The organism is Nonomuraea candida (assembly GCF_000725485.1).
GTDB lineage: Bacteria > Actinomycetota > Actinomycetes > Streptosporangiales > Streptosporangiaceae > Nonomuraea > Nonomuraea candida.
Genome location: NZ_JOAG01000052.1, coordinates 46,566 through 68,648 on the forward strand (window position 1 = coordinate 46,566; position 22,083 = coordinate 68,648).

20 protein-coding genes are annotated in these 22,083 nt (G+C 72.9%); 17 read left to right on the plus strand and 3 right to left on the minus strand.

Annotated elements, in window-relative coordinates; all coding sequences use genetic code 11:
- Position 1 precedes the first annotated feature (1 nt).
- The 4 genes from IO39_RS36800 to IO39_RS53365 are packed head-to-tail and all read left to right on the plus strand — an operon-like array spanning position 2 to position 5,682.
- Entirely contained in the window at positions 2-937 is a 936-nt protein-coding gene (locus IO39_RS36800) for an ABC transporter permease (protein ID WP_043633713.1), read from the plus strand.
- Positions 934-1,770: an ABC transporter permease subunit gene (locus IO39_RS36805; protein WP_245642502.1), complete on the plus strand. Its 837-nt coding sequence runs from the start codon at positions 934-936 to the stop codon at positions 1,768-1,770. Before IO39_RS36800 ends, IO39_RS36805 begins: the two co-directional genes overlap by 4 nt.
- Positions 1,767-3,239 (plus strand): ABC transporter ATP-binding protein, encoded by a 1,473-nt coding sequence (locus IO39_RS36810; protein WP_052423840.1) that lies wholly within the window; start codon positions 1,767-1,769, stop codon positions 3,237-3,239. Before IO39_RS36805 ends, IO39_RS36810 begins: the two co-directional genes overlap by 4 nt.
- Before the next feature lie 31 nt (positions 3,240-3,270).
- Positions 3,271-5,682 (plus strand): class I SAM-dependent methyltransferase, encoded by a 2,412-nt coding sequence (locus IO39_RS53365; RefSeq protein ID WP_084774113.1) that lies wholly within the window; start codon positions 3,271-3,273, stop codon positions 5,680-5,682.
- Between the two features lie 48 nt (positions 5,683-5,730).
- Here IO39_RS53365 and IO39_RS36825 read toward each other — a convergent pair whose 3' ends face one another.
- From IO39_RS36825 to IO39_RS36835, 3 genes are all read right to left on the minus strand, one after another.
- On the minus strand, positions 5,731-6,654 hold the full coding sequence (locus IO39_RS36825; RefSeq protein WP_043633715.1) for an NAD(P)/FAD-dependent oxidoreductase: 924 nt from the start codon (positions 6,652-6,654) through the stop codon (positions 5,731-5,733).
- Positions 6,655-7,070: 416 nt separating this feature from the next.
- Positions 7,071-7,874, minus strand: coding sequence for an aminotransferase class IV family protein (locus IO39_RS36830; RefSeq protein WP_043633718.1), 804 nt, complete (start codon positions 7,872-7,874; stop codon positions 7,071-7,073).
- Between the two features lie 93 nt (positions 7,875-7,967).
- Positions 7,968-8,468 (minus strand): hypothetical protein, encoded by a 501-nt coding sequence (locus IO39_RS36835; RefSeq protein ID WP_043633720.1) that lies wholly within the window; start codon positions 8,466-8,468, stop codon positions 7,968-7,970.
- Between the two features lie 195 nt (positions 8,469-8,663).
- Between IO39_RS36835 and IO39_RS36840 the strand changes: the two genes are divergently transcribed.
- The 13 genes from IO39_RS36840 to IO39_RS36900 all read left to right on the plus strand — a co-directional run bounded on the left by IO39_RS36840 (position 8,664) and on the right by IO39_RS36900 (position 22,041).
- Positions 8,664-9,578 carry a LysR family transcriptional regulator gene (locus IO39_RS36840; RefSeq protein WP_043633723.1) on the plus strand — a complete coding sequence of 305 codons (915 nt, stop codon included), beginning with the start codon at positions 8,664-8,666 and terminating at the stop codon, positions 9,576-9,578.
- A 170-nt stretch (positions 9,579-9,748) separates the two neighbouring features.
- A complete protein-coding gene (locus IO39_RS36845) occupies positions 9,749-10,312 on the plus strand; it encodes a hypothetical protein (RefSeq protein ID WP_052423841.1) in 564 nt (187 codons plus the stop codon).
- Between the two features lie 403 nt (positions 10,313-10,715).
- Complete coding sequence (locus IO39_RS36850; RefSeq protein ID WP_043633729.1) at positions 10,716-11,288, plus strand: sigma-70 family RNA polymerase sigma factor; 573 nt, start codon at positions 10,716-10,718, stop codon at positions 11,286-11,288.
- A gap of 336 nt (positions 11,289-11,624) precedes the next feature.
- A complete protein-coding gene (locus IO39_RS36855; RefSeq protein WP_052423842.1) occupies positions 11,625-12,809 on the plus strand; it encodes a SagB/ThcOx family dehydrogenase in 1,185 nt (394 codons plus the stop codon).
- Positions 12,806-14,041, plus strand: a complete 1,236-nt coding sequence (locus IO39_RS36860; RefSeq protein WP_084774117.1) for an MFS transporter — start codon at positions 12,806-12,808, stop codon at positions 14,039-14,041. Before IO39_RS36855 ends, IO39_RS36860 begins: the two co-directional genes overlap by 4 nt.
- The gene (locus IO39_RS36865) at positions 14,041-15,096 is read left to right on the plus strand and encodes an ABC transporter substrate-binding protein (RefSeq protein ID WP_084774119.1); all 1,056 of its coding nucleotides are present in this window, start codon (positions 14,041-14,043) and stop codon (positions 15,094-15,096) included. Before IO39_RS36860 ends, IO39_RS36865 begins: the two co-directional genes overlap by 1 nt.
- Positions 15,093-16,181, plus strand: a complete 1,089-nt coding sequence (locus tag IO39_RS36870) for a FecCD family ABC transporter permease (RefSeq protein ID WP_043633735.1) — start codon at positions 15,093-15,095, stop codon at positions 16,179-16,181. The genes IO39_RS36865 and IO39_RS36870 overlap by 4 nt, the downstream gene beginning before the upstream one ends.
- A gap of 5 nt (positions 16,182-16,186) precedes the next feature.
- On the plus strand, positions 16,187-16,957 hold the full coding sequence (locus IO39_RS36875) for an ABC transporter ATP-binding protein (protein ID WP_043633918.1): 771 nt from the start codon (positions 16,187-16,189) through the stop codon (positions 16,955-16,957).
- A gap of 238 nt (positions 16,958-17,195) precedes the next feature.
- Complete coding sequence (locus IO39_RS36880; RefSeq protein WP_043633921.1) at positions 17,196-17,870, plus strand: DUF998 domain-containing protein; 675 nt, start codon at positions 17,196-17,198, stop codon at positions 17,868-17,870.
- A 182-nt stretch (positions 17,871-18,052) separates the two neighbouring features.
- The gene (locus IO39_RS36885; protein WP_043633738.1) at positions 18,053-19,114 is read left to right on the plus strand and encodes a VldE C-terminal domain-containing protein; all 1,062 of its coding nucleotides are present in this window, start codon (positions 18,053-18,055) and stop codon (positions 19,112-19,114) included.
- Positions 19,030-19,614: a DUF8189 domain-containing protein gene (locus IO39_RS36890; protein WP_500690340.1), complete on the plus strand. Its 585-nt coding sequence runs from the start codon at positions 19,030-19,032 to the stop codon at positions 19,612-19,614. The genes IO39_RS36885 and IO39_RS36890 overlap by 85 nt, the downstream gene beginning before the upstream one ends.
- A 175-nt stretch (positions 19,615-19,789) precedes the next feature.
- Positions 19,790-20,647, plus strand: coding sequence for a maleylpyruvate isomerase family mycothiol-dependent enzyme (locus tag IO39_RS36895; protein WP_043633744.1), 858 nt, complete (start codon positions 19,790-19,792; stop codon positions 20,645-20,647).
- 92 nt (positions 20,648-20,739) lie between these two features.
- On the plus strand, positions 20,740-22,041 hold the full coding sequence (locus IO39_RS36900) for a phospholipase D-like domain-containing protein (RefSeq protein WP_052423844.1): 1,302 nt from the start codon (positions 20,740-20,742) through the stop codon (positions 22,039-22,041).
- The last annotated feature ends 42 nt before the right edge of the window (positions 22,042-22,083 follow it).

The window sequence follows — 22,083 nt, forward strand, 5'->3', positions numbered from 1 at the left end:
GATGGCCCGACTGCCGTGGCCCGCCCGCGCGCTGGCCAGGGGTGTCCTGCTGATGGCCGCCGCCTCGATAGTGATCTTCCTGTGCACGGCGGCGCTGCCGGGTGACGCGGCGGACGTCCTCGGCGGCGGCCGGGCCGCTCCCGGGGAGCTGGCCCGGTTGCGGGCGGAGCAGGGGCTGGACCGCCCTCCGCACGTCCGCTACCTGGACTGGCTGACGGACGTGCTGAGTGGCGATCCGGGAGTGTCGCTCATCACCGGCCGGCCGATCGGTGAATTGGTCGCGCAGCGGGCCGGCGTGACGCTCGCTCTGGCCGTGGCGGCACTGGCGGTCGGCGTGCCCCTCACGGCGGCCCTGGCCTGGGCCGCCGTGCGCGGCCCTCGGTGGCTGCGGCAAACGGCGAACGCCGTCATCGTGGCAGGCGCGGCGCTGCCTCAGGCCGTGGTGGCCGCAGCGCTGGTGGCCTGGCTGTCGGCGGCGTGGGGGCTGTTCCCGCCGGTCTCGATGCTGCCCGCCGGAGAGCCGGCCTGGAGCCGGCCCGATCTGCTCGCGCTGCCCGTGCTCACGCTCGCGCTCCCGATCGCCGCGTACGGCGCCGCCCTGCTCCGCGGGGCGATCGCGGACGTGATGGCCCGGCCCTACGTGCGTGACGCCGAGCTGCGCGGCCTTCCGCCGGCCGCGATCGCGCTCCGGTACGTGCTGCCGATGGTCGCGGCGCCCGCCACCCGGCTCCTCGCCGTCACCCTCGGCGGCCTGGTCGCGGGCACGGCCGTGGCGGAGACCCTGTTCGGATTGGCCGGGCTGGGAGAGTTGCTGGTCACCGCCATCTCCACGAGGGATGTGCCGGTCGTGCAGAGTGTCGCCCTGCTGGCCGCCGCCGTCGTGGTGGCCGGCCTCGCCGCCGCCGACGCCTCCCGCCCGGCGACGGAGCGCCGATGAAGCGGATGAACGGCTCCGTCGAGCCGATTCCGCAGGTCCGTGCCGGGCACCGTTCGCGTGCTGCGCTGATCCTCGGGGCCGTGTCCGGGAGCATGCTCCTGGTGGCGCTCGGCGGCGCGGCGGTGGCCGGGCGCGACCCGGTCGCGATCGTCGCGCCACCGTGGTCCGGACCCGGCCCCGGGCTGCCGCTCGGCGCCGACGCGCTCGGCAGGGACGTGCTCGCCAGGGTCCTGGCCGGCGGCCGGGACCTGACCCTGACCGCGATCGCGGCCGCGCTGACGGCCTCGGCTCTGGGGGTGGCGGGCGGGCTGTGGGCGGGATGGAGCCGCGGCCGGCTCGGGCGGGCCGCCGCAAGCGCCGCCGACCTGCTGCTGGCCCTGCCCTTGCTGTTGCTCGCCCTGCTCGCGGTGGTGACGCTGCCGGGGCCCGCGGCGGTGGTCGCCGGCACCGTGCTCGGTGGCACGCCGCTGACCCTGCGGGTGGTCGCCGACGCCACGGCCACGGCCAGGCGCGCCGGCTACGTGGAGGCGGCGCTGTCCCGGGGCGAGCGGGGCGGCGCCGTACTCCTGCGCGAGGTCCTTCCCGCGCATGCCGGGCTCGTCGGCGCGGACCTCGGCCAGCGGCTGGTGCTGGCCGTGCAGCTCGCCGCCGCGCTCAACGTCCTCGGATTCGGGCCGGCGCCGCCCGCGCCGGACTGGGCCGCCATGCTCCGCGAGAACCTCCAGGGCCTGGGGCTGAACGCCGCGGCGACGATCGCGCCGGCGGCAGCCCTGGCGGTCCTGGCCGGCAGCGTGGCGGCGCTTTCGCACTCCCTCTGGGACGGCCGGTCATGAGGCGGGACGGGCTGACCGTTCGCGGGCTCACGGTCGCCGACCGGGCGGGAACGTCGATCGTCGATCGGCTGAGCCTGCGGATCGCGCCCGGCGAGGTGCTCGCCCTGACGGGCCCGTCGGGGGCGGGCAAGACGACCGTGCTACGGGCCGTACTGGGAGCGCTGCCCGCCGGTCTGACGCGGGTCAGCGGCCAGATCGAATGGCACGGCGCCCCGGTACGGGCCCCGCGTCGCTGGCGGCGGCGCACCGTCGGCTTCCTCGGCCAGGATCCGGCCTCAGCGCTGCATCCCCTGCTGGACGCGCGGGCGGCCGTGCGCGAGGCGCTGCCCAGAGCCGCGCGCGGCGCGGGAGCGGAGGAGCGGGCGCTCGCCGAGGTGGGCCTGGACCCCGCCGAGATCGGCCGTCGCCGCCCGCACCAGCTCTCGGGCGGGCAGGCGCAGCGCGTGGCGCTCGCCCGCGCGCTGGCGGCGAATCCCGAGCTGCTCGTGCTGGACGAGCCCACCAGCGCGCTCGACCCGGCCGCGCTCCTCCTCGCCCTGGAGCAGGTACGGCGGCGGCGCGGCGACAGCCGCTCGGTGACCCTCATCGTCTCCCATGACCTGGCTGTGGTGCGCGAACTGGCCGACCATGTCGTACGGCTCGGCCCCGACGGGAGGGACGACGGCGTACCGCAGGCGCCGATCCTCTCGCCGGGCGGAAAGCCGGCGCCGGGCGGCAGAGCGGTGCCGGGCGGCAGAGCGGTGCCGGGCGGCAGAGTGGTGCTGGACGCGCACGGGCTCACCATCGCGCAGCCGCCCGGCGGGGCGCCGCTGCTGTCGGACGTCGACCTCACGATCTCGGCGGGGGAGAGCGTGGCCGTGCTGGGGGCGTCCGGCTCGGGCAAGAGCACGTTGCTGCGCGTGCTCGCCGGCCTGCACCCCGCCGAGCGAGGACGGGCCACCGTGGCCGGACAAGCGCTGCCCTGGCCCGTGACCGAGCGGAGCCCGGCCGCGCTCCGGGCCCTCGCCCTGGTCGGGCAGAACCCCCTCGACGTGCTCAACCCGGCCCGCACCGTCGGTGCGGCGCTCGCCCGCCCCCTGCGCACCCTGCGCGGGCTCCCGCGCCGGGCCGCCCGCGCGCACGTCCGTCACCTGCTGGCCATCGTCGGGTTGCCGGAGGAGCTGGCGCACCGCTACCCGGCCACCCTCTCCGGAGGGCAACGCCAGCGGGTCGCGCTCGCCCGGGCGCTGGCCGGGGATCCCGCCGTGCTGCTGGCCGACGAGATCACCGCAGCCCTCGACACCCGGACCGCCGCCCAGGTCCTCGACCTCATCGACACGCTGCGCCACGAAACCGGCCTCGCCGTCCTCGCGGTCACCCACGACCCGGCCGTCGCCGCCCGCGCCGGCCGCGTGCTGCGGATAGAAGGAGGCCGGTTGCGTCCCCATCCCTGCTCTCACCACCGGAGGCCATCCCTTGACGTCCTATGAACCCCTGCTCGCTCATCCCTGGATCGCCCGCGTGGATGCGGCGGGAACGAGCGGGCTCACCGTCACGGCCGGCCCCGCGGCGCTGGCGGTGCGGCACGAGCCTGGACGGCCGCCCGTCCTCGGCGACCTGGTGACGGAGCACCTCGAACACTGGGGAGAGGTCTACGACTGGACCTACCGCACCGGTCAGGGCGCACACCGTCCCGACCTCGACCTGTCCGGCTGGCGCGCCACCGACACCGGCCGCCCGCTGCCCGCCGACCACATGGCCGAGTGGGCCGACCGCACCGCCGAACTGGTCCTGCGGCACCGGCCGTCCCGCCTGCTCGAACTCGGCTGCGGCACCGGCATGCTGCTGCACCGCCTCCACCCGCACCTCAAGGGCTATGTCGGGACCGACCTCGCCGAACACGTCGTGACCCGGCTGAACGGGCTCGGCCTGGACGGTGTCACCGTCGTACGGGCGGCCGCCCATGAGATCAACGGCGGCGCCGTGCGCGCCGCCCTGTCCAGGCTCGGTGACCGGCCCGACTGCGTGCTCCTCAACTCCGTCACCCAGTGCTTCCCCAGCGTGGACTACCTGGCGGCCGTGCTCCACGACGCCATCGGCCTGGTGACCCCGGGCGGGACCGTCGTCGTCGGGGACGTACGCCACTCGGGGCTGCTCGACGAGCACTACCGCCGGCTCGAACCCGGATCGGCGGACCGGGCCGCGCAGCGGGCCGCCGCCGACACCGAGCTGCTGTTCGATCCCGCCACCCTCGCGGCGGTGGCCGCGAGCGCGGGCCGGCGGGTCACCATCAGCCTGTTCGCCAAGACGCTCACGGCCGGCACCGAGCTGACCCGGTACCGGTTCGACGCCGTGCTGCACGTCGAGCCGCCGCAGAGCCCGCCCGCCGCCATCCGCCGGTGGGACGATCTCGGGCCCGAACCGATGGCCGCCCTGGCCCGGCAGAGCGGTCCCGTCCGGGTGGCCGGGATCCCCAACGGCCTGTTCGAGCCCGGCGCACCGACGGGAGCCGGCCTGCGGGCCGCGCTGCGGGGGAGGGACGGCGCGGTGCTGCTCGACCCGGACGACCCCATGCGGCTGCAGGTCGCGATTCCGGCCGCGGCGGCCGCCACGCCCCCTGACGCGCTGGCGGGAGTGGGCCGGCCGCACGAGCCGCTCGGCGCGTTCGCGCGGGCCCGGCTGGCGGAGGTGGCCCGCCGGGAGCTCAGGCGTGCCGGGCTGCCGATCCCGGAGCGATTGACGGCACGGATACCCAGCGGCCCCGGACACGATGCCATCAGCGCGGCACGCGAGGCGGCCGATGCCGACCGGGCCGGCCGCCTCGCCCTGGCACGCCTGATCGGGCGGACACCAGAACCGGTGCCCGACTCCGCGCTCACCCACCTGCCGCACGCCGTCCGGCGTTTCGACGAGATCGCGCTGCGGGCGCTGACCCGGCTGATCGCCGGCGTCGCGCCCCCCGGCACGCCTCGGACGGCCGAGCAGATCATGGCGGCCCTCGGCGTGGCTCCCCGGCACGAATGGATCGTGCGGCGCTGGCTGGAGGTGCTGACCGCCGAAGGAGCCGCCCGCCGCGACCACGGCGGCCGGTTCGACACCGTGACCTCGGGCGACGCGGCGCAGGACGACGCGGCCGGCCTGGATCGCGCCTGCGCCGATCTGGGCTACCCCGCGCAGATGGCGACCTTCTATCGCACCGCTCTCGCCCGCCTTCCCGAGCTGCTCCGGGACGAGATCATGGCGCAGGCACTGCTGTTCCCGGACGGGGATCTGCTCACCTCGCTCAGCAAGGACCAGAACAACGTCAGCAACACCTACCTGAACGCCGCCATGGGACACCTGGTGGCGCGGGCCGCGGCCACCCGTACCGGGCCCTTGCGCGTGGTGGAACTCGGCGGCGGCGCGGGCGGCAGCACCGCCGCGGCGCTGGACGGGCTCGGCGACGCGCAGGCGGACTACCTCTTCACCGACGTGTCCAGATTCTTCACCATGGCGGCGGAGGACCGGTACGGCGACCGGCTCCGCTACGCCCTGCTGGACATCAACGCCGACCTCGTCGCCCAGGGAGCCGTCCGAGGCGGCGCCGACGTGGTGATCGCCGCCAATGTGCTGCACTGCGCCCGCCATGCCGGACGATCCCTGCGCTGGATCGGGGAGCTGCTGGCCCCCGGCGGGCTGCTGGTGGTCACCGAAGCGATCCGCGAGCACTACCTGGTGCTCGCCACCATGCAGTTCCTGCTGTCCCCCAGGGAGGGGGAGCCGGGCCTCGGCGCCGGCGACCGTCGCGGCGGCACGGGCCGGGTGTTCCTCACCGGAAGGGAGCTTCCGGCGGAGCTGGCCGAGGCCGGGCTGCGCCCGATCCTGGAGCTGCCGCGGGCCGATTCCCCGCTGGCCTCGCCCGCCCAGCACCTGTTCGTCGCGACGAGATCCTGAGACACCGGTACGGCGGGCGCGCGGGCCCGCCGTACCGGGCGGCAGGGGTCAGCCCAGCGCCACGGGCAACCCGGCACGGAACAGTTCCTGCTCCAGCCAGACCGCCGCCCGTACTCCATCGGCCGCGCTCGGCCCCACCAGCGTCACCGGATCCGGCACCGCCTTCAGATGGGCCGCGTCCCCGGCCGCGTAGACACCCGGCACGCTGGTCCTGCCGTACTCGTCCACCTCCACGCAGCCGTCGGGCAGCAGTCCGCAGCCGAGCTGGACCGCCAGGTCGGTGTTGGGGCGGGTGGGCGCGCGGTGGAAGACGGCCTCGCGCGCCAGGGTCGTCCCGTCCGCGAAGCTCAAGGTCAGCGCGTCCAGCTCACCCTCGACACCCGCCAGCGGCGTCTCAACCACCTGAACACCGCGAGCCTTGACCGCCGCGGCCACCGGCTCGGGCAGGGCACCCGGGCCGTTCGTGCACAGCACCACGTCATCGCTGTACCGGTCGGCGACGTAGGCGGCCAGCATCGCCTCGAAGCCGTTGCCGATGACGGCGAGCACCTTCCCGTTCGTCTCGTATCCATGGCAGAACGGACAGTGGAACACGCTCGTGCCCCACCGCTCGGCCAGCCCGGGAATCGCGACGGGCACGTCGGTCAGCCCGCTTGCCAGCACCAGCCGGGACGCCTCCACCCGCCCGCCGTCCTCCAGGGTCAGCGTGAACCGGCCGGACTCGCCCTCCGCCGAGCTGACGCGCCCCTGCCTCAGCTCCACCGTCGGATAGGCGCTCACCTCCGCACGGCCGTCGGCCAGCAACTGCGCGGGGGAACCGCCGTCCCGGCCGAGGAACATGTGCATCTCCGCGGCCGGCGCGTTACGCGGCCTGCCGGCGTCCACCACCAGGACCCGGCGCCGCTGCCGTCCCAGCACCAGTGCCGCGCTGAGCCCGGCGGGACCGCCGCCGACCACGATCACCTCGTACATCAAGTGCCTCCTCTGCCGATCACATGCCTGCCGAGCCGGCCGGGCCTGGTGCGGTGACGCACCAGGCCGTGCCGGCCGAGTTCCTCCTTGAGCCGCCGCTCGTCCGGCCACGTCGAACTGACCGATGACGTTCATCACGACGGCACCCGGCCGGGGCGGGTGACACCGCTTCAAGAAGGGGCTCCGGGAGCACCGTCACCCGATCGCGCAGCTCCGCGGACTCGCTCACCCGGGCCGGCAGGACGGACCGCACCGCATCGACGGACTTCGCGGACCGTTCGTATTCGCCGGCCACCTTCACCCCTTTGTTGCAGTGATAACCATTCTCATTTCAGGAGAGTAGGGATCAAAGGGAACGATCGTCAAGGCTGCGGCAGGCCGGCACGAACCGGCGCGACCGTCGCTCTAACCCGTCGCTAGGGTGCGACGAGCGGTTCGGCCCGGTGCGCGTCGTGCAGCAGCTCCACGAAGGACGGCGCCTCGGGCAGCGGCGCCGTGCCGATCCGGTGCACCGCGATGCCCGGCGTCCACGAGTTCATGACCACGGCGCCCGACAGCTCCGGAAGGTCGGCGAGCGTGACCGTCCGGGCAAGCTGGGGGACGCCGAGGCGGTCCAGCTGCCTCCTGACGATGCCCATCATCGTTCCGCCCAGCATCTCGGCCTGCGGCCACACCACCGAGGTGCCGTCCCAGAAGGCCAGATTCCAGATCGAGGCCTCGCTGAACCGGCCCGCGCGATCGATGAAAGCGGCGTCGTCATAGCCATGGCCGACGGCCTGACGCAGGTAGTACGTCTTCGCCACCTCGCCGACGTGCTTGAGGGCCGGGAGCGTCCGCTCGTGCTCGACCACGGCCAGCGCCAGCGGTCCCGCAGGGCCGGTCGAGGCGGGCCCGGTACGGATCAGCACGTCGAGTTCGAGGTCGTCCCCGGCGGCGGTGAACTCGCCGGCCGGTGAGGAGATCGTCGCCGTCAGCGAGACGTCGGCGGGGCCGGCCTCGATCGCGGCCCGCAGCAGGTGCCGGATCCGGTCGTCCGGCAGCGCCCGGCCGAACAGCTCCTTCGAGGCGCCGCGAAGGCGCTCCAGGTGCAGGTCGAGGCCCCGGACCCGGCCCTGGCGCACCTGCATCGCGGTGAAGTGGGCGTAGCCGGCGAAGGCCAGCGGCGCCAGGTCCCCGGCCGTCGCCGGCCGGCCGTTGCGTTGCACGGTGAAGAAAGTCATGGTCACTCCAGTGGTGGGGCCGCTGCGGGCGAAGGCCCGCTCGCGGCGGGATGCATCAGAACGGGTCGGACAAGGTGATCCCGGGACCGCCCATCACCGCTTCATCGCGGGAATGACGCGGTGATCGCGCTGGGCGACCAGGTTGTGCAGGTCGGCGGCCGCGATCGCACGCAGCGTGTGCAGCTCGGCCGCCGCCTGCTCGGGGGTGAAAACGTTCAGCGGCCATCGGCCGACCGTCCCGCCCTGCAGGTGCGGGTGATGGAACCCGGCACCGTAGAAGGCGTGCAGGCGGACGGCTCCGATGCCGGCCAGGCGCTGCTCGGGCCAGGACAGCTCCCACAGCGCCTCCAGTCCCCGCTCGCCGGTGCGGCGCACCCCGGAGGCGGTGACGTGGCCGGTGTTCAGGAGCAGGGGACCGTTCAACTCCTCCAGCGCCTGGCGGGCGAACGGATCCAGCAGCGGCACCGTCCGCACGAAGAGCACGTCCTTGCCGGGCCGATCGCGCGCCGCCGGGGCGGGGGCGTGTCCGTGGGTGCGGTCGCGCAGGTCGGCGAAGTGCCGCAGCAGCGCCGCGACCTGTGCGGGCGGGCTCACCGCGGGCTCGCGGCACCGACGCCCACAGCGGCGGGCTCCACGGCAGACAGGAACCCAAGGATCTCCGTCATGATCGTCTCCTGGGTGGATGGTGCGTGATTGGACGTGTCCAGAATCGGTGCCGGAGAATGTCCGAATCAAGACAGAAGTCGTCCAGGTCCGGTGAGCCTGGCTCACCGATGAGGAGCGGGCGTCATGGAACGCTATGAGATCGAAACGTTCCTGACGCTGGCCGAGGAACTGCACTTCCGGCGCACCGCCGAACGGCTGGGGCTCGCCCAAGGCCGCGTCAGCCAGATCATCAAGAAGCTGGAACGCCAGATCGGCGCTTCTCTCTTCGATCGCACCAGCCGCCGCGTCGCGCTCACCCCGATCGGCCGGCAGCTCCACGACGGCCTGCTCCCCGCCCACCGGCAGATCCAGCGGGCGGTCGACCAGGCACGCACTCTCGCGCGCGGGTTCGCCGGCCCGATCCGGGTGGGTTTCTCGGCCTCCTGGTCGGGCGAGGCCGTCATCCAGGCCGCCGACCTCTTCCAGGGCCGCCACCCCGACGCTGAGGTGCACATCAGGGAAGTCCAGCTCAACGACCCCCTGGGCCCGATGCGCGCCGGCGAGATCGATCTGCAACTCACCGAGTTCCCCATCCGCGAGCCCGACATCGCCGTGGGAGCCGTGGTGTTCGCCGAGCCGCGCGGGCTCATGGTCCCCGCACGGCATCCGTTCGCCGAACGCCCCTCGGTATCGGTCGAGGACCTGGCCGGAGCCACGCTGATCCCCATGGCGGGGGAGCGCATCCCGCAGTACTGGCTGGACGCCCTGTACCCGCGCCGCACCCCGTCCGGGCTCCCCATCCCGCACGGCCCTGGCGCGGCCTACTGGCAGGAGGCGGTCTCGCTGGTCGGCGCGGGCAAGGGCGTCTCGCCCGCGTCCCTCAGGGCCGCGCGGTATTACTCGCATCCGGGCGTCATGATGATCCCCTTCGATGACGCGCCCCCGATCGAGTACGGACTGCTGTGGCCGGTCAGCCGCGAGACGGCTCGGGTCCGCGCGTTCGCCGAGCTCATCCGCCAGACCGCCGCGACGGTCCGCCCCGGCGAAACCTCCGGGTGAGGCCCGGCGTGCCGACGCCGTGACGCCGGGTACGCCCGGCGCGGCCTGATCCGCCCGGTAGAGCGGGAGCCCGGGGAGCTTGCCGGAGGCAAGGCCACCCGGCCGGGAGAGGGAAGCCTCGCCGGCGGGCGGACTTCTCACCGGGACGCCGGGCTGGAAGGATGAGTGCCGTGTCCGCCCTGGAACGGGTCTCGCGCCTGGCACGCGCCGCTGTCTTCGCCGCGGTGTGCGTCGTCATGTCGGCGGGCGGGCACGTCCTGGCCGGAGGCGCTCCGGTCGCGGTGCCGGCGTTGCTGATCGGCGTGCTGGGGAGCTTCGTCCTCGCCTTCGTGCTCAGCGGACGCGAGCGCGGCCCCGAGGCCGTCGTGGCGGCGACGGCGGCGGCTCAGCTCCTGCTGCATGAACTGTTCACCAGGAGCGCCGCCGGCACCGTGGCGTATGCCGAGCACGTGCACGCGGGCACGCCGGGCGCCGGCATGACCGTGGCTCATCTCGTGGTCGCGGTGCTGGGCGGATGGTGGCTGTATCGCGGGGAGAGCGCGTTCTGGCTGATGGTCCGGCTGTGGGGGACGGCTCCGCTGCCGAAGCCGCGGCGGCTGCTCGTCGGCGCGGTCGAGCCGTTCGCCGCACCGGTCCGGGTCGTGCTCGTGGCCGAGGCGAGGATGCGGCGCGGGCCCGAGCTCGTGCGGGCGATACGACGGCGCGGGCCGCCCGTGGCGTCGCCCGCTCACTGACGGCCGCCCCGCCTGTCCGCCTGGGCGGACCTTCCGCGGGCATCCAACGTGGCCAGGAAGGACATGCCGCTGTTGCGGCACTCGGTCCGACACGATGCACAGCCGGCATGACGGTGCCGGCTCGCCGCCCCTTGAGATGACAGCCGGAGTCATGCCCGCTGCTGGTCGTACGCACCGTCGAGCCCGCGCCGCTTCGCTCCGTGTTGCTGGAGCACTCGCTGAGCGGGCGCGCTCCACCGGCTGCCTGAACCCCCCTGCTTCTTCCCTTCGCCGGACGGATGCGCTCCGCCCGGTGGCCGTTGTACGCCCGAAACGGGAGCCCTTCATGCCGGACCCTGTCCCCGCGGCTCGGCCGCATCCCCCCGTTCCTCCTCCTCCGCAGACGCACCGGACGCGGGGAGCGATGGAGCCGAGTCCTGTTGTCACCGATGAACGCTCAGACGATGACCAGCGCCTGACCGCGCTCGCCCTGGCCGCCCGCGATGGCGCGCCGGCGGACGTCGCGGCCTTCACCGAGGCGGTGTACGGCGACGTACGCCGTTTCCTGGCCTACCTGACCGACGTGCAGTCGGCCGACGACCTGACCCAGGAGACGTTCGTCCGGGTCCTGGGCGGCCTGCCGCGCTTCGCCGGAAGATCGTCGGCCAGAGCCTGGGTGCTGTCCATCGCCCGCCGGGTGGTCGTCGATCGGTTCCGCGCCGCGAGGGCGCGGCCCGTGGTCGCGGACCTGGCCGACTGGCAGGCCGCCGTGGAGCGGTGCCAGCCCCACGACCTGCCCGGCTCGCAGGATGCGGTGGACCTGGCCGACCTGCTGGCCGAGGTGCCGCGGGAACGCCGCCGCGCCTTCGTGCTGACCCAGGTCGTGGGCCTGCAGTACGCCGAGGCCGCCGAGCTGCTCGGCTGCCCGGTGGGCACGGTGCGCTCCAGGGTGGCCCGGGCCCGGCATCAGCTGTCGGCGTCCTGGCTGGCCGCCTGACCGTTGAGGCGGTGCATTCTGGGTGATGCCGGCCCGGCCTCCCGCCCGGCACCAAGCCCGGCAGGCGCGTGCGGGTGAGATCTCCGGGAACTTCCCGGGCTCGGCAGCCGACTACTGGACTGTCCGCAACCCAGAACCGGAGGCCCTTGAGCCGCTTCCGGGAGAGGAGGATCGTTCATGAGTAAGTCGCTCAAGATCGTGGTGCGGAGGAAGAAGACCCGTAGCCGCCTGCTCAACAACCACGGCTGACGGTTCCGGTCAGTAGTCGAGACGGTCGCCGCCGGGGAATGGCCGGCGGCGACCGGTCGGGTCAGGTCGCCGTGGTGAGGAGCGCGCGTGACGCAGACGGAGTTCCGACGGGCACAGACGTTGATGATCTACTGGCATGACGGGGAGCTGACGGCCGAGAACTACCTGGAGAGCCGTTCCACCGACGAGGAGACCGACAACGCGGTCGCCGTGGACGCCCAGGCGGTGGCATTGCTGGAGCACTTCACCGACTGGTCGACCGCCGAGAAGGCAGCCGCCCGGCTCGGCGAGTACGACACCGAGTCCGTGCTCGAAGCCGTCCGCGCGCTGGCCGGCGCGGGGCTGCTGATCGACCGGGCCGGCGCGGGGCGCGAGGAGCGGTTCCTGGAGGCATGGAGCGACTGGGGAGAGGAGGCCCGCTTCTTCCACTTCGGGACGCGCAACACCATCTACACCGGCGACAGCCTGGAACAACGCCGCAGCGACGCCCGCTGGGTGCGGGAGACCGGCGGGACGCCGCCGGCCATCTTCAAGTCCTATCCGGACGCGCCGCGCGTCTACCTGCCGCGCGCGTTCCTGCCGCTGACGGACTCGTTCGGGCAGGTGCTGACGCGGCGGCGGACCCATCGGGTCTTCACCGGCCGACCGGTGAGCCTGCCTCAGCTGTCCACGGCGTTGTTCTACACGTTCGCGCCGATGCAGCTCTACGACGCCGGTGACCTCGGCACGCTGATGCTGCGCACCAGCCCGTGCGGAGGCGCCCGCCACGAGCTGGAGGGTTATGTCGCGGTGCTCGACGTCCAGGACGTGCCGCCGGGCCTGTACCACTACAACGCCGAGGCGCACGCGCTGGAGCTCATCGACGCCGGGTTCGACCGCGAGCGGCTGCACCGGCTGACGTACGAGTCGGAGATGTGCACGCCGTCGGCGTTCGTCTGCTTCGTGAGTGCGGTGTTCGAGCGCACGATGTACAAGTACCGGCACTCCCGGGCGCTGCGCGTGACGCTGCTGTCGGCCGGGCACCTGGGGCAGACCTTCGTGCTCACCTCGACCGCGGTCGGGCTGGGTGCCTGGCAGAGCGCCGCGTTCCGGGACGAGGAACTCGACGAGGCGCTCGGCCTGGACGGCTTCTCCGAAGGGGCGCTGTACATGTTCGGCGCCGGGCTGCCCGTGCTGGGCGAGACCGGGATGCCGGAGGGCATCACCCGGGCCGGGCTCACCGATCCGCGGCAGCTCGTCGCCCCGCATCCGGCCGGCTCGCGGACGCGATGAGCGGCGCGGCCTCGGCGTACCGGCGGTTGTGGCGGCACCGATGGGTGCCGTCGCTGCTGCTGGTGGGCGTGTGCGCCCGGGTGCCGCTGCAGGCGTACACCTTCGCCGTGTTGCTGCTGACGGCCGAGCGGACCGGCTCCTACGCGGTGGCGGGCGTGGTGACCGCGGCGGGCGGCGTCGCCTACGCCGCCGGCGTGCCGGTGCACGGCCGGCTCGTGGACCGGTTCGGGCAGACCTGGTCACTGACGATCGCGACCGGCGTCAACGCCGCCGCGTTCACCGGCCTGCTGGTCACCGCCTACCGCGAACCCGCGACCGGCGCCCTGGCGGCGTGGTCGGCGGCGGTGGGGCTGTCGCTGCCGCCGGTGGCCGCCGCGGCGCGGGCGCTGTGGTCGCAGGTGATCGCCGACGAAGGGACCCGGCGGACCGCGCTGGCGGTGGACGCCATGGTGCTCGACGTCGCGCTGATCGCCGGGCCGCTGCTGGTCTCCGCCGTGAGCGCGGTCGCCGGCCCGGGCTGGGCGGTGGGCGGCTGCGCGGTGATCCTGCTCGGCGGCACGTTGTGGTTCAGCTCGTTGCCCCCGTCGCGGTCCTGGACGCCGGCCCGCCGCGCGGGCGGGCTCGCCGGGCCGCTGCGGTCGATGGGCATCGTCGTGCTGCTGACCGTCACCGTGCTCGCCGGGGCGCTGCTGGGGATCCTGCGGGTCGCCTTCGTGGAGTTCGCCGGCAAGACCGCCGATCCGGCCGCCGGCGGGCTGGCGCTGGCGGCCTTCGGCGCCGGAAGCCTGATCGGCGGCCTGGTCTACGGGGCGCGGCCGTGGCGGCCCGACGCCTCGGTACGGATGCGGATCATCCTCGCCGGGTACGCCGGCGGCGTCGCGCTGCTCGCGGTGGCCCCGAACGTGCCGGTGCTGGTGACGCTGTCGGTGCCCGCCGGGTTCTTCCTCGCCCCCCTGGTCATCTGCACCTTCGAACTCACCGGCCGGTGCGCGCCCGAAGGCACCCTGACCGAGGCTTTCGCCTGGGGCATCACGGCCACCTTCGCCGGATCGGCGCTGGGCAACCTCGTCGCGGCGGCACTCGTGGACGCGGGCACCGGCACGACCCTCATGTTCGTGGCGGCCGCCGGCTTCGCCGCGCTCGCCGCCGTCATCGCCGCCCTCGGCACGAAGCTCCTCACCACCGAGCCGCCCTCGGCGGTCACCGATCAACCATCCGAGAGAGGCTCGTGATGCACCGGTTACTCGTGATCACTTCGATGGCGGCGGTGCTGCTGGCCGCCGGTTGCGCGAACGCCGCCCCGCCCCGCGTCCAGGAGAGCCCGTCACCCGCCTTCACCCCGGTCACCGTCTCCGACTGCAACGGAGTCGAGTCCGTCATCAAGGCCCCGCCCCAGCGGGCGGTGGCGCTCACGCCGGCCGTGCTGGAACTGCTGCTCTGGCTCGGCCTCGGCGACCGGGTCGCGGCGCTGGGCATGGCGCCCCGCCCGGGCAGCCTGCCGCGGCAGTTCTCCGCGCAGGTCGCCGCCATGCCGTCGCTGTCCGGCACGTACACCGCGGGCAGCGGGTACAAGCCGGTGCCGCGCGAAGAACTCCTGTCGATCCGGCCGGACCTGGTGCTCGGGGGCTTCAGCAGCAACTTCGACGCCCCCGGCGCCATGTCCCAGAAGGAGCTGGCGGCCGGCGGCATCCCCTCCTACCTGGCCCTGTCCACCGCGTGCGAGTCGGCGCTGACCGGCCCGCAGACCGGCTTCGAGCTGGTGTGGCGGGACCTGGAGAACCTCGGCAAGATCTTCGGCGTGCCGGACCGCGCCCAGCGGGTCATCACCGGGATGAAGCAGAAGATCGCCCCGGCGGAGACCAAGTCCGGCCGGCTCAAGGAGGCCGATCGGCCCACCGTGTTCCCCTTCGAGTACGACGAGGGCACCGCGACCCCTTACGCGCCCGGCAACCAGCAGGTGATCAACGCGGTCATCGGCAAGGCCGGCGGGCGCAACCTCTTCGCCGACCAGAACAAGGCCTACACCAAGGTCGGCTGGGAGGAGGTGGTCGCCCGCGACCCGCAGGTCATCCTGATCATCATCTACGACAAGGGCAGCCCGGCCGCCAACGACGCCCGCTTCGCCGAAGCCGAGAAGTACCTGCTCGACAGCCCTGCCCTGTTCGGCGTCCGCGCGGTCGCCGAAAGGCGCTTCGCCCGCCTGATCTACGAGGCGGCCTCGGCCGGTGGCGTCCGCAACGCCGACGCCGTGGTCGACCTCGCCGCACAGCTCTCACCTGCCGGATGACGACCGCGCAGCCCGGCCCGCGCACCGCGCCGGCCCGGCCGGATCCCGGCCGCCGCCGGATCGCCTGGGCGGCGTACGCCGTCCTGACCGGCCTGCTCATCACCGGTCTGGCCGCCTCGATCCTGCTCGGCACCGTCGACGTGCCCGCGGGCACCGTGGCCCGCATCCTCGTCTGGCACCTGACCGGCCACGGAGACCCGGCCGCGTGGACCGTCAGCCAGGACACCGTGGTGTGGAACCTGCGCCTGCCCCGGGCCCTGCTCGCCGCGCTGGTCGGCGCGGGCCTGGCCGTCTCCGGCACCGCCACCCAGGCGCTCGTGCGCAATCCGCTGGCCGACCCGTACGTCCTCGGCCTCACCTACGGCGCTGCCGTCGGCGCGGTGGCCGTCATCGTCACCGGATTCGCCCCGCTCGGCGGCGTCTCGACCGGCGTGGCCGCCTTCCTCGGCGCGCTGGCCGCCTTCGCCGTCGTCTACGTCCTGGCCCGTGCCGGAGGCACCCTCGCCCCGCTGCGGCTGATCCTGTCCGGCATGGCCGTCACCTACGCCCTGTCGGGCGTCACGAGCTTCCTCGTGCTCCAGGCCGACGACCCCGGCACCACCCAGTCGGTGCTGTTCTGGCTCTTCGGCAGCCTCGCCGAGGCGAACTGGGCCGCGCTCGGACTGCCCGCCGCCGTCCTGGCCGCCACCATGATCGCCCTGCTCGCCCAGGCCAGACCCCTCAACACCCTGCTGCTCGGCGACGAGACCGCCGCCGGCCTCGGCATCTCCGCCGCGCGGCTGCGCCGCCACCTGTTCCTGCTCATCGCCCTGCTCACCGGCGTGATGGTCGCCCTCGCCGGCGGCATCGGCTTCATCGGCCTGATCATCCCGCACGCCGCCCGGCTGCTCGTCGGCAGCGACCACCGCCGCCTGCTGCCCGTGGCCACCCTCGCCGGCGCCGCCTTCCTCGTCCTGGTCGACATCGCCGCCCGCACCGCCCTGCACCCCCAGGAACTGCCGGTCGGAGTCGTGACCAGCGTCATCGGCGCCCCGCTGTTCCTCTGGCTCGTGCACGTCCGCGCCCGCGACACCACCGGACTGTGACCACCATGACCACTCTGACCCTGCACGACGTGCACATCACCCTCGCCGGCACCCCGATCGTCACCGGCGTGGACCTCACCGCGGCCTCCGGCCGCATCGTGGGGATCATCGGCCCGAACGGCAGCGGCAAGAGCACCCTGCTACGAGCCGTCTACCGCCACCTCCCCCTCACCCGGGGCGCCATCACCGTGGACGGCGAGGACCTGTGGCGGCTCACCCCCCGCCGCGCCGCCCAGCTCGTCGCCGCGCTACCCCAGGAGACCCGCTCCGACTTCGACGTCACGGCCTGGGAGATGGCCGCCATGGGCCGCACCCCGCACAAACGCCCCTTCGCCCCCGACACCGCCGAGGACAGCAAGATCGTCTCGGACGCCCTCGCCCACGCCGGCGTCACCCACCTCGCCCGCCGCCGCTACACCACCCTGTCCGGCGGCGAGAAGCAGCGCGTGCTGCTCGCCCGCGCCCTCGCCCAGCGGGCACCCGTCCTGGTGCTCGACGAGCCGACCAACCACCTCGACGTCCGCCACCAGTTCGAGCTGCTCGACCTGGTCACCTCGTCCGGGACCACCGTCGTCGCCGCCCTGCACGATCTCAATCTGGCCGCCGCCTACTGCGACCATCTCTACGTCCTGGCCGAGGGGCGCGTCGTCACGGACGGGCCCCCGCATGACGTCCTCACTCCGCGACTGGTCAGGGACGTGTTCGGCGTCGACGCGCACGTCATCTCCGTCCCGGGCACCGGCACCCCGCACCTCATCTTCCGTTCCGGCCGGTGATCGAGAGCCCGGGGACCGCTTGGGAATGGCCGCATATGAGACGTCGCGGGACGAAGGCGACGGCAGAACGAGGAAGCCGGCCCGCGGTTTCCTGCCGCCGTCGCCGGACCGTCACGGCCAGTGGGGAGTCGGAAAATCTTGAAAAATCTTCTGGGGCCGTGTCGAAACCGGGTCTCTCCGTTCGCAGCGTACGCAGAGAGCCGGACGAGCCGGCTCCGGTAGCCGCGAGGTGATCACCATGGCCCAGGCCCGCCAGTTGACCCACACCCCCGTCCACTCGGCCTCCGCGCAGCGACTGCTGCTCGGATGCGGCCTCCTCGCCGGGCCGGTGTACGTGACCGTCGCGCTGGCGCAGGCGTTCACCCGCGCGGGATTCGACCTGGCCCGGCACCCCTGGAGCTTCCTGGCCCTCGGCGAGCTGGGCTGGATCCAGACCGCCAACTTCCTGCTCACCGCGCTGGCGACCATCGCCTTCTCCGCCGGGTTGCGACGCGGCCTGTCAACGGGCCGGGCCGGGCGGTGGGCGCCCCGCCTCGTCGGCGGGTTCGGCGTGAGCATGATCGGAGCGGCGCTCTTCCCCGCCGACCCGGCGATGGGCTTCCCCGCCGGAACGCCCGACGGGCCCGGCGCGGTCACCTTGTCCGGCACCCTGCACATGGCGGTCGGCGGGGCCGGCTTCCTCTGCGCGGTGGCCGCGTGCTACGTCATCGCCTCCCGGCTCTCGCGCGAGGGCCGTAAGGGGTGGGCGATCTACTCGCGGGTCACGGGCACCCTGTTCCTCGCGTCCTTCGCCGCGATCGCCGGCGGCGGCGCCGTCCCGGGTGCCAACCTCGCGTTCGTCACCGGGATCGTGGCGCTGTGGAGCTGGATGTCGCTCCTGTCGCTGAGCCTGTCCCGCCGCGCCACCGCCTGAGCCCGCCGATCCCTCAACCGCCTGAGCCGCTCTGCCTCGCGGGCGCGGACGCGCGAGCAGCGGCCGGGTCCCCTGATGCCGTCCCGTCCTGAGCTCCGATCAGGACCCGGGGCCGATCTTCCCGACCGCGGTGATGCGGTCGTGCAGCCGAAGCACCTCCATGCGATGAAAGGACATCCCCCATGAGCGCCACCTCCGGCGATCCGAAGTCCCGCCGCTTCCTCCTCAAGAGCATCGGCCTCGCCGCCATGGCGGGCGCGGCGGGGTTGTCGCTGCTCCCGAAGCCCGCCTGGGCACAGGTTCCGCCCACTCCCACCTTCGGACCGGCGATCGACGGCTACCAGCCGTACGTGGGACAGGGAATGTGCTACGCCACGGCGCAGCCGGGAGTGGACGATTTCCGGAACCTGTTGAAGGCCACCTACGGGCGTGCCGACCTCGGCATCACCAGAGGTTGCAACCAAGGCGGCCAGAGCGAGCACAAGGAGGGACGAGCCCTCGACTACCCGTTCAACGCCTTCGGCACCGGCGAGGCCGCCCAGGCGGCGGAGCTGCTCCACTGGCTTCTGGCGACCGACCAGTACGGCAATCCGCATGCACTGGCCCGGCGCCTCGGCATCATGTACATGATCTGGAACCGTCAGATCTGGGAGGCCTACCGGCCCAACGCGGGCTGGCAGAGCTACACCGGGCCGGACCCTCACACCAACCACATCCATTTCAGTTTCGGGTGGCCGGGAGCGCACAGGCAGACGACGTGGTGGAGCCAGTCGGGCGGGGAGTATCCCGGGGGCATCTACCATCGCATCCGTAACGCGGAGGGGACGGGCTGGTCGAATTTCCTGCCGTTGGCGGGGGCCGGGACGACGCAGCCGGCCAAGGGCAGCGATGTGGCGATCGCGGGGATGCCGGATGGGTCGGCGCATGTGGTGATCGTGGGCGCGGATGGTGGTTTCTATCACCAGATCCGTAACGCGCAGGGCACCGGCTGGAGCGGGTTCCTGCCTTTGATGGGTGGTGATGGCTCTCAGATCGCCAGGGGCAGCCGGGTGAGTGCGGCCGGCATGCCGGATGGTTCGTTGCAGGTGGTCGTGGTGGGTGCGGATGGGGTGATCTATTCCGTAATGCGCAGGGGACGGGCTGGTCGGACTTCCTGCCGTTGGCCGGGGCCGGGACGACGCAGCCGGCCAAGGGCAGTGACGTGGCGATCGCGGGTATGCCGGACGGGTCCGCGCATGTGGTGATCGTGGGCGCGGATGGTGGTTTCTATCACCAGATCCGTAACGCGCAGGGCACCGGCTGGAGCGGGTTCCTGCCTTTGATGGGTGGCGATGGCTCTCAGATCGCCAGGGGCAGCCGGGTGAGTGCGGCCGGCATGCCGGATGGTTCGTTGCAGGTGGTCGTGGTGGGTGCGGATGGGGTGATCTATGTGATCTATCACCGTATCCGTAATGCGCAGGGGACGGGCTGGTCGGACTTCCTGCCGTTGGCCGGGGCCGGGACGACGCAGCCGGCCAAGGGCAGCGATGTGGCGATCGCGGGTATGCCGGACGGGTCCGCGCACGTGGTGATCGTGGGAGCCGATGGTGGTTTCTATCACCAGATCCGCAACGCGCAGGGCACCGGCTGGAGCGGATTCTCACCCCTGATGGGCGGCGACGGCACCCAGATCGCCAAGGGCAGCCGCGCCGGCATCGCCGGCATGCCCGACGGGTCGGCCCACGTGCTCATCGTCGGTCAGTGAAGCCGGCTCTTTGACGATGGATCCCGCCTGATCGCACCGATCGGGCGGGATTCGCCGCCGGACCGCCTCCAGGCGCAACCGCGCCTTGCCCCTGCGTCTCCATCCCGTCCAGGTCATGCCACCGAGGGCTGGAAAGTCGTTGGGCAGGCGGGCATCGGGTTGACAGACTTCGGTCATGAACTCACACCTTGATGACCTGCCGGACTCCCGGTGGCTTGGCACCCCGATCGACGCCCGTCCGCTGTTCGCGCCCGAGCACGCCGCGCTCATGGCCACGTTGCACGACTTGGAGCCCGCCGACTGGCGGAAGGAGGCGGTGCCCGGCTGGGCCGTGCACGATCTGGCCTCCCACGTGCTCGGCGACTTCTACGGACGCCTCGCCCGTGACCGCGACGGATACCGGGAAGGGCCGGGGTTCGCTCCCGGGGAGACGCTGGAGAGGTTCATCCATCGCATCAACCAGGAATGGGTCGACGCCTGGACCCGGGTGAGCCCGGCCGCGCTCACCGGCACCCTGGACGTGATCGGCAGGCAGACGGTCGAGTTCTTCGAGGCCGCTGACCTCGGCGCGCCCTCGCTGGGGGTGTCCTGGGCCGGCATCGACCCGGCGCCGATGTGGCTGGACAGCGCCCGGGACCTCACCGAGTTCTGGACCCACCGCCAGCAGATCCGCCATGCCACCGGCCAACCCACTGACCCCGATCCTCAGCTCCTGTCCGTGGTCCTGGACACCTTCATGCGGGCCCTGCCCCACACCCTGCGCGAGACCACCGCGCCCATCGGAACCCAGCTTCAGATGGTCGTCGACGGCCCGGCCGGCGGCACCTGGACCGTCACCGCCGCCCAGGACCGGTGGACGCTGGCCGAGCCGGCTGCCGGACGCCCTGCGGCGGTCGTCCACCTGGATGCGGAGACCGCCTGGCGGCTGTGCACCCGCGGCATCCAGCCGGACACCGCCATCCGCCGCGCCCGGATCGAAGGCGATCGCGAACTGGCTGAAGCCGCCTGCCAGATCGTGTCCATCATCTATTGACGCACCGTGCTCGACAGGAGTGACTGCCAGGACGGATGGCTGTGCGTCTGGGAATGGGCATGATCGGTCGCTGGGCCCTACGATGACCCGCCATGATCAAGAAGTTGGGAAGATCCTGCGCCGCCCTCGCCGGATCCGCCGCGGTCGCCGGAGGGCTGCTCCTGGGCGGTGGTACGCCCGCCGCGGCGGCCGGCGCGACCGTGAGTGTCACGGCGGGCGCGCCGGTCATCGGCCGGCCCGTGTTCAACAACCCTTCGGGCACCGTCCAGGAGCGCCGGGCGATCTTCAGCCAGCTCGTGGGGCTCATCAACGCCACCCCGGCGGGCGAGCAGATCCGCGGCTCCGTGTTCGCCATCGCTGACCAGGAGATCGTGGACGCCCTGCTGGCCGCGCACCGGCGCGGCGTGTCGGTGAAGGTGATCCTCGACGACTCCACCTACGTGGTGGCCGCCACCCACCGGGAGTACGCCAACCCCGCCTACGACGCGCTCAAGGCGGGCCTCGGCGCCGACGACACCCAGCGCTCCTGGGTCGTCGTCTGTGACGACCAGTTCGAGGACGCGGACGGGGTGGACGACGCCGACCGCGGATGTCTCAGCTCCGAGCGGGGGTCCTACAACCACAACAAGTACTTCATCTTCTCCCGGACGGGTCCGTTCGCGGACGGCGCCACCCGCTCCAAGGTCGTCTTCCAGTCCTCCTCGAACCTCGCGGCCTGGGACGCCGACAGCGCCTTCCAGGACTCGGTGACGTTCGCCGACAGCGCCGTCTACGACGGCTACCTGCGCTACCACGACCTGGAGTACAAGACCCGGCACGTCGCGAAGGTCACGACCAACCCGTACTTCTCCACGCCCACCGGCTCGGCCTACCGCGCGTACTTCACCCCCCGCCCCGACCCGAACTCCACGAACCCGGCCACCGACCCCCTGGTGAACGCCCTGAACGAGGTGTCCTGCACCTACATCGGGGCCGACGGCGGCAGGCACCAGACCGATGTGCGGATCGCCCACACGTTCTTCTACAACACGCGCCCGCAGATCGCGGACAAGCTGGTCGACCTCCACCGCAAGGGCTGCTGGGTCGACATCGTCTCGCGGCACATCGACAGTGACATCGCCTCCAGGCTGAGCCAGGCCGGCATCCGGTTCCGCGAGTGCCAGGGCCAGAACACCACCGGACCGTACCCGCACACCAAGTATTTGCTGATCGACGGCGACTACGGCGGTGACATCACGCCGCGCGTCTACACCGGCAGCGCCAACCTCATCGGCGACTCGGTACGCGCCTCCGACGAGGCCTTCGTCCGCATCGCGAGCGCCGACTACCACAAGGCGTACCTGCAGCACTTCTACCTGCTCCAGAAGGGGTGCGGCATCGCCCGGCCGGCCTGACCGCGCAGCCGGTGACGGTCCTGTGAGCCGGCTCGCGGGGTC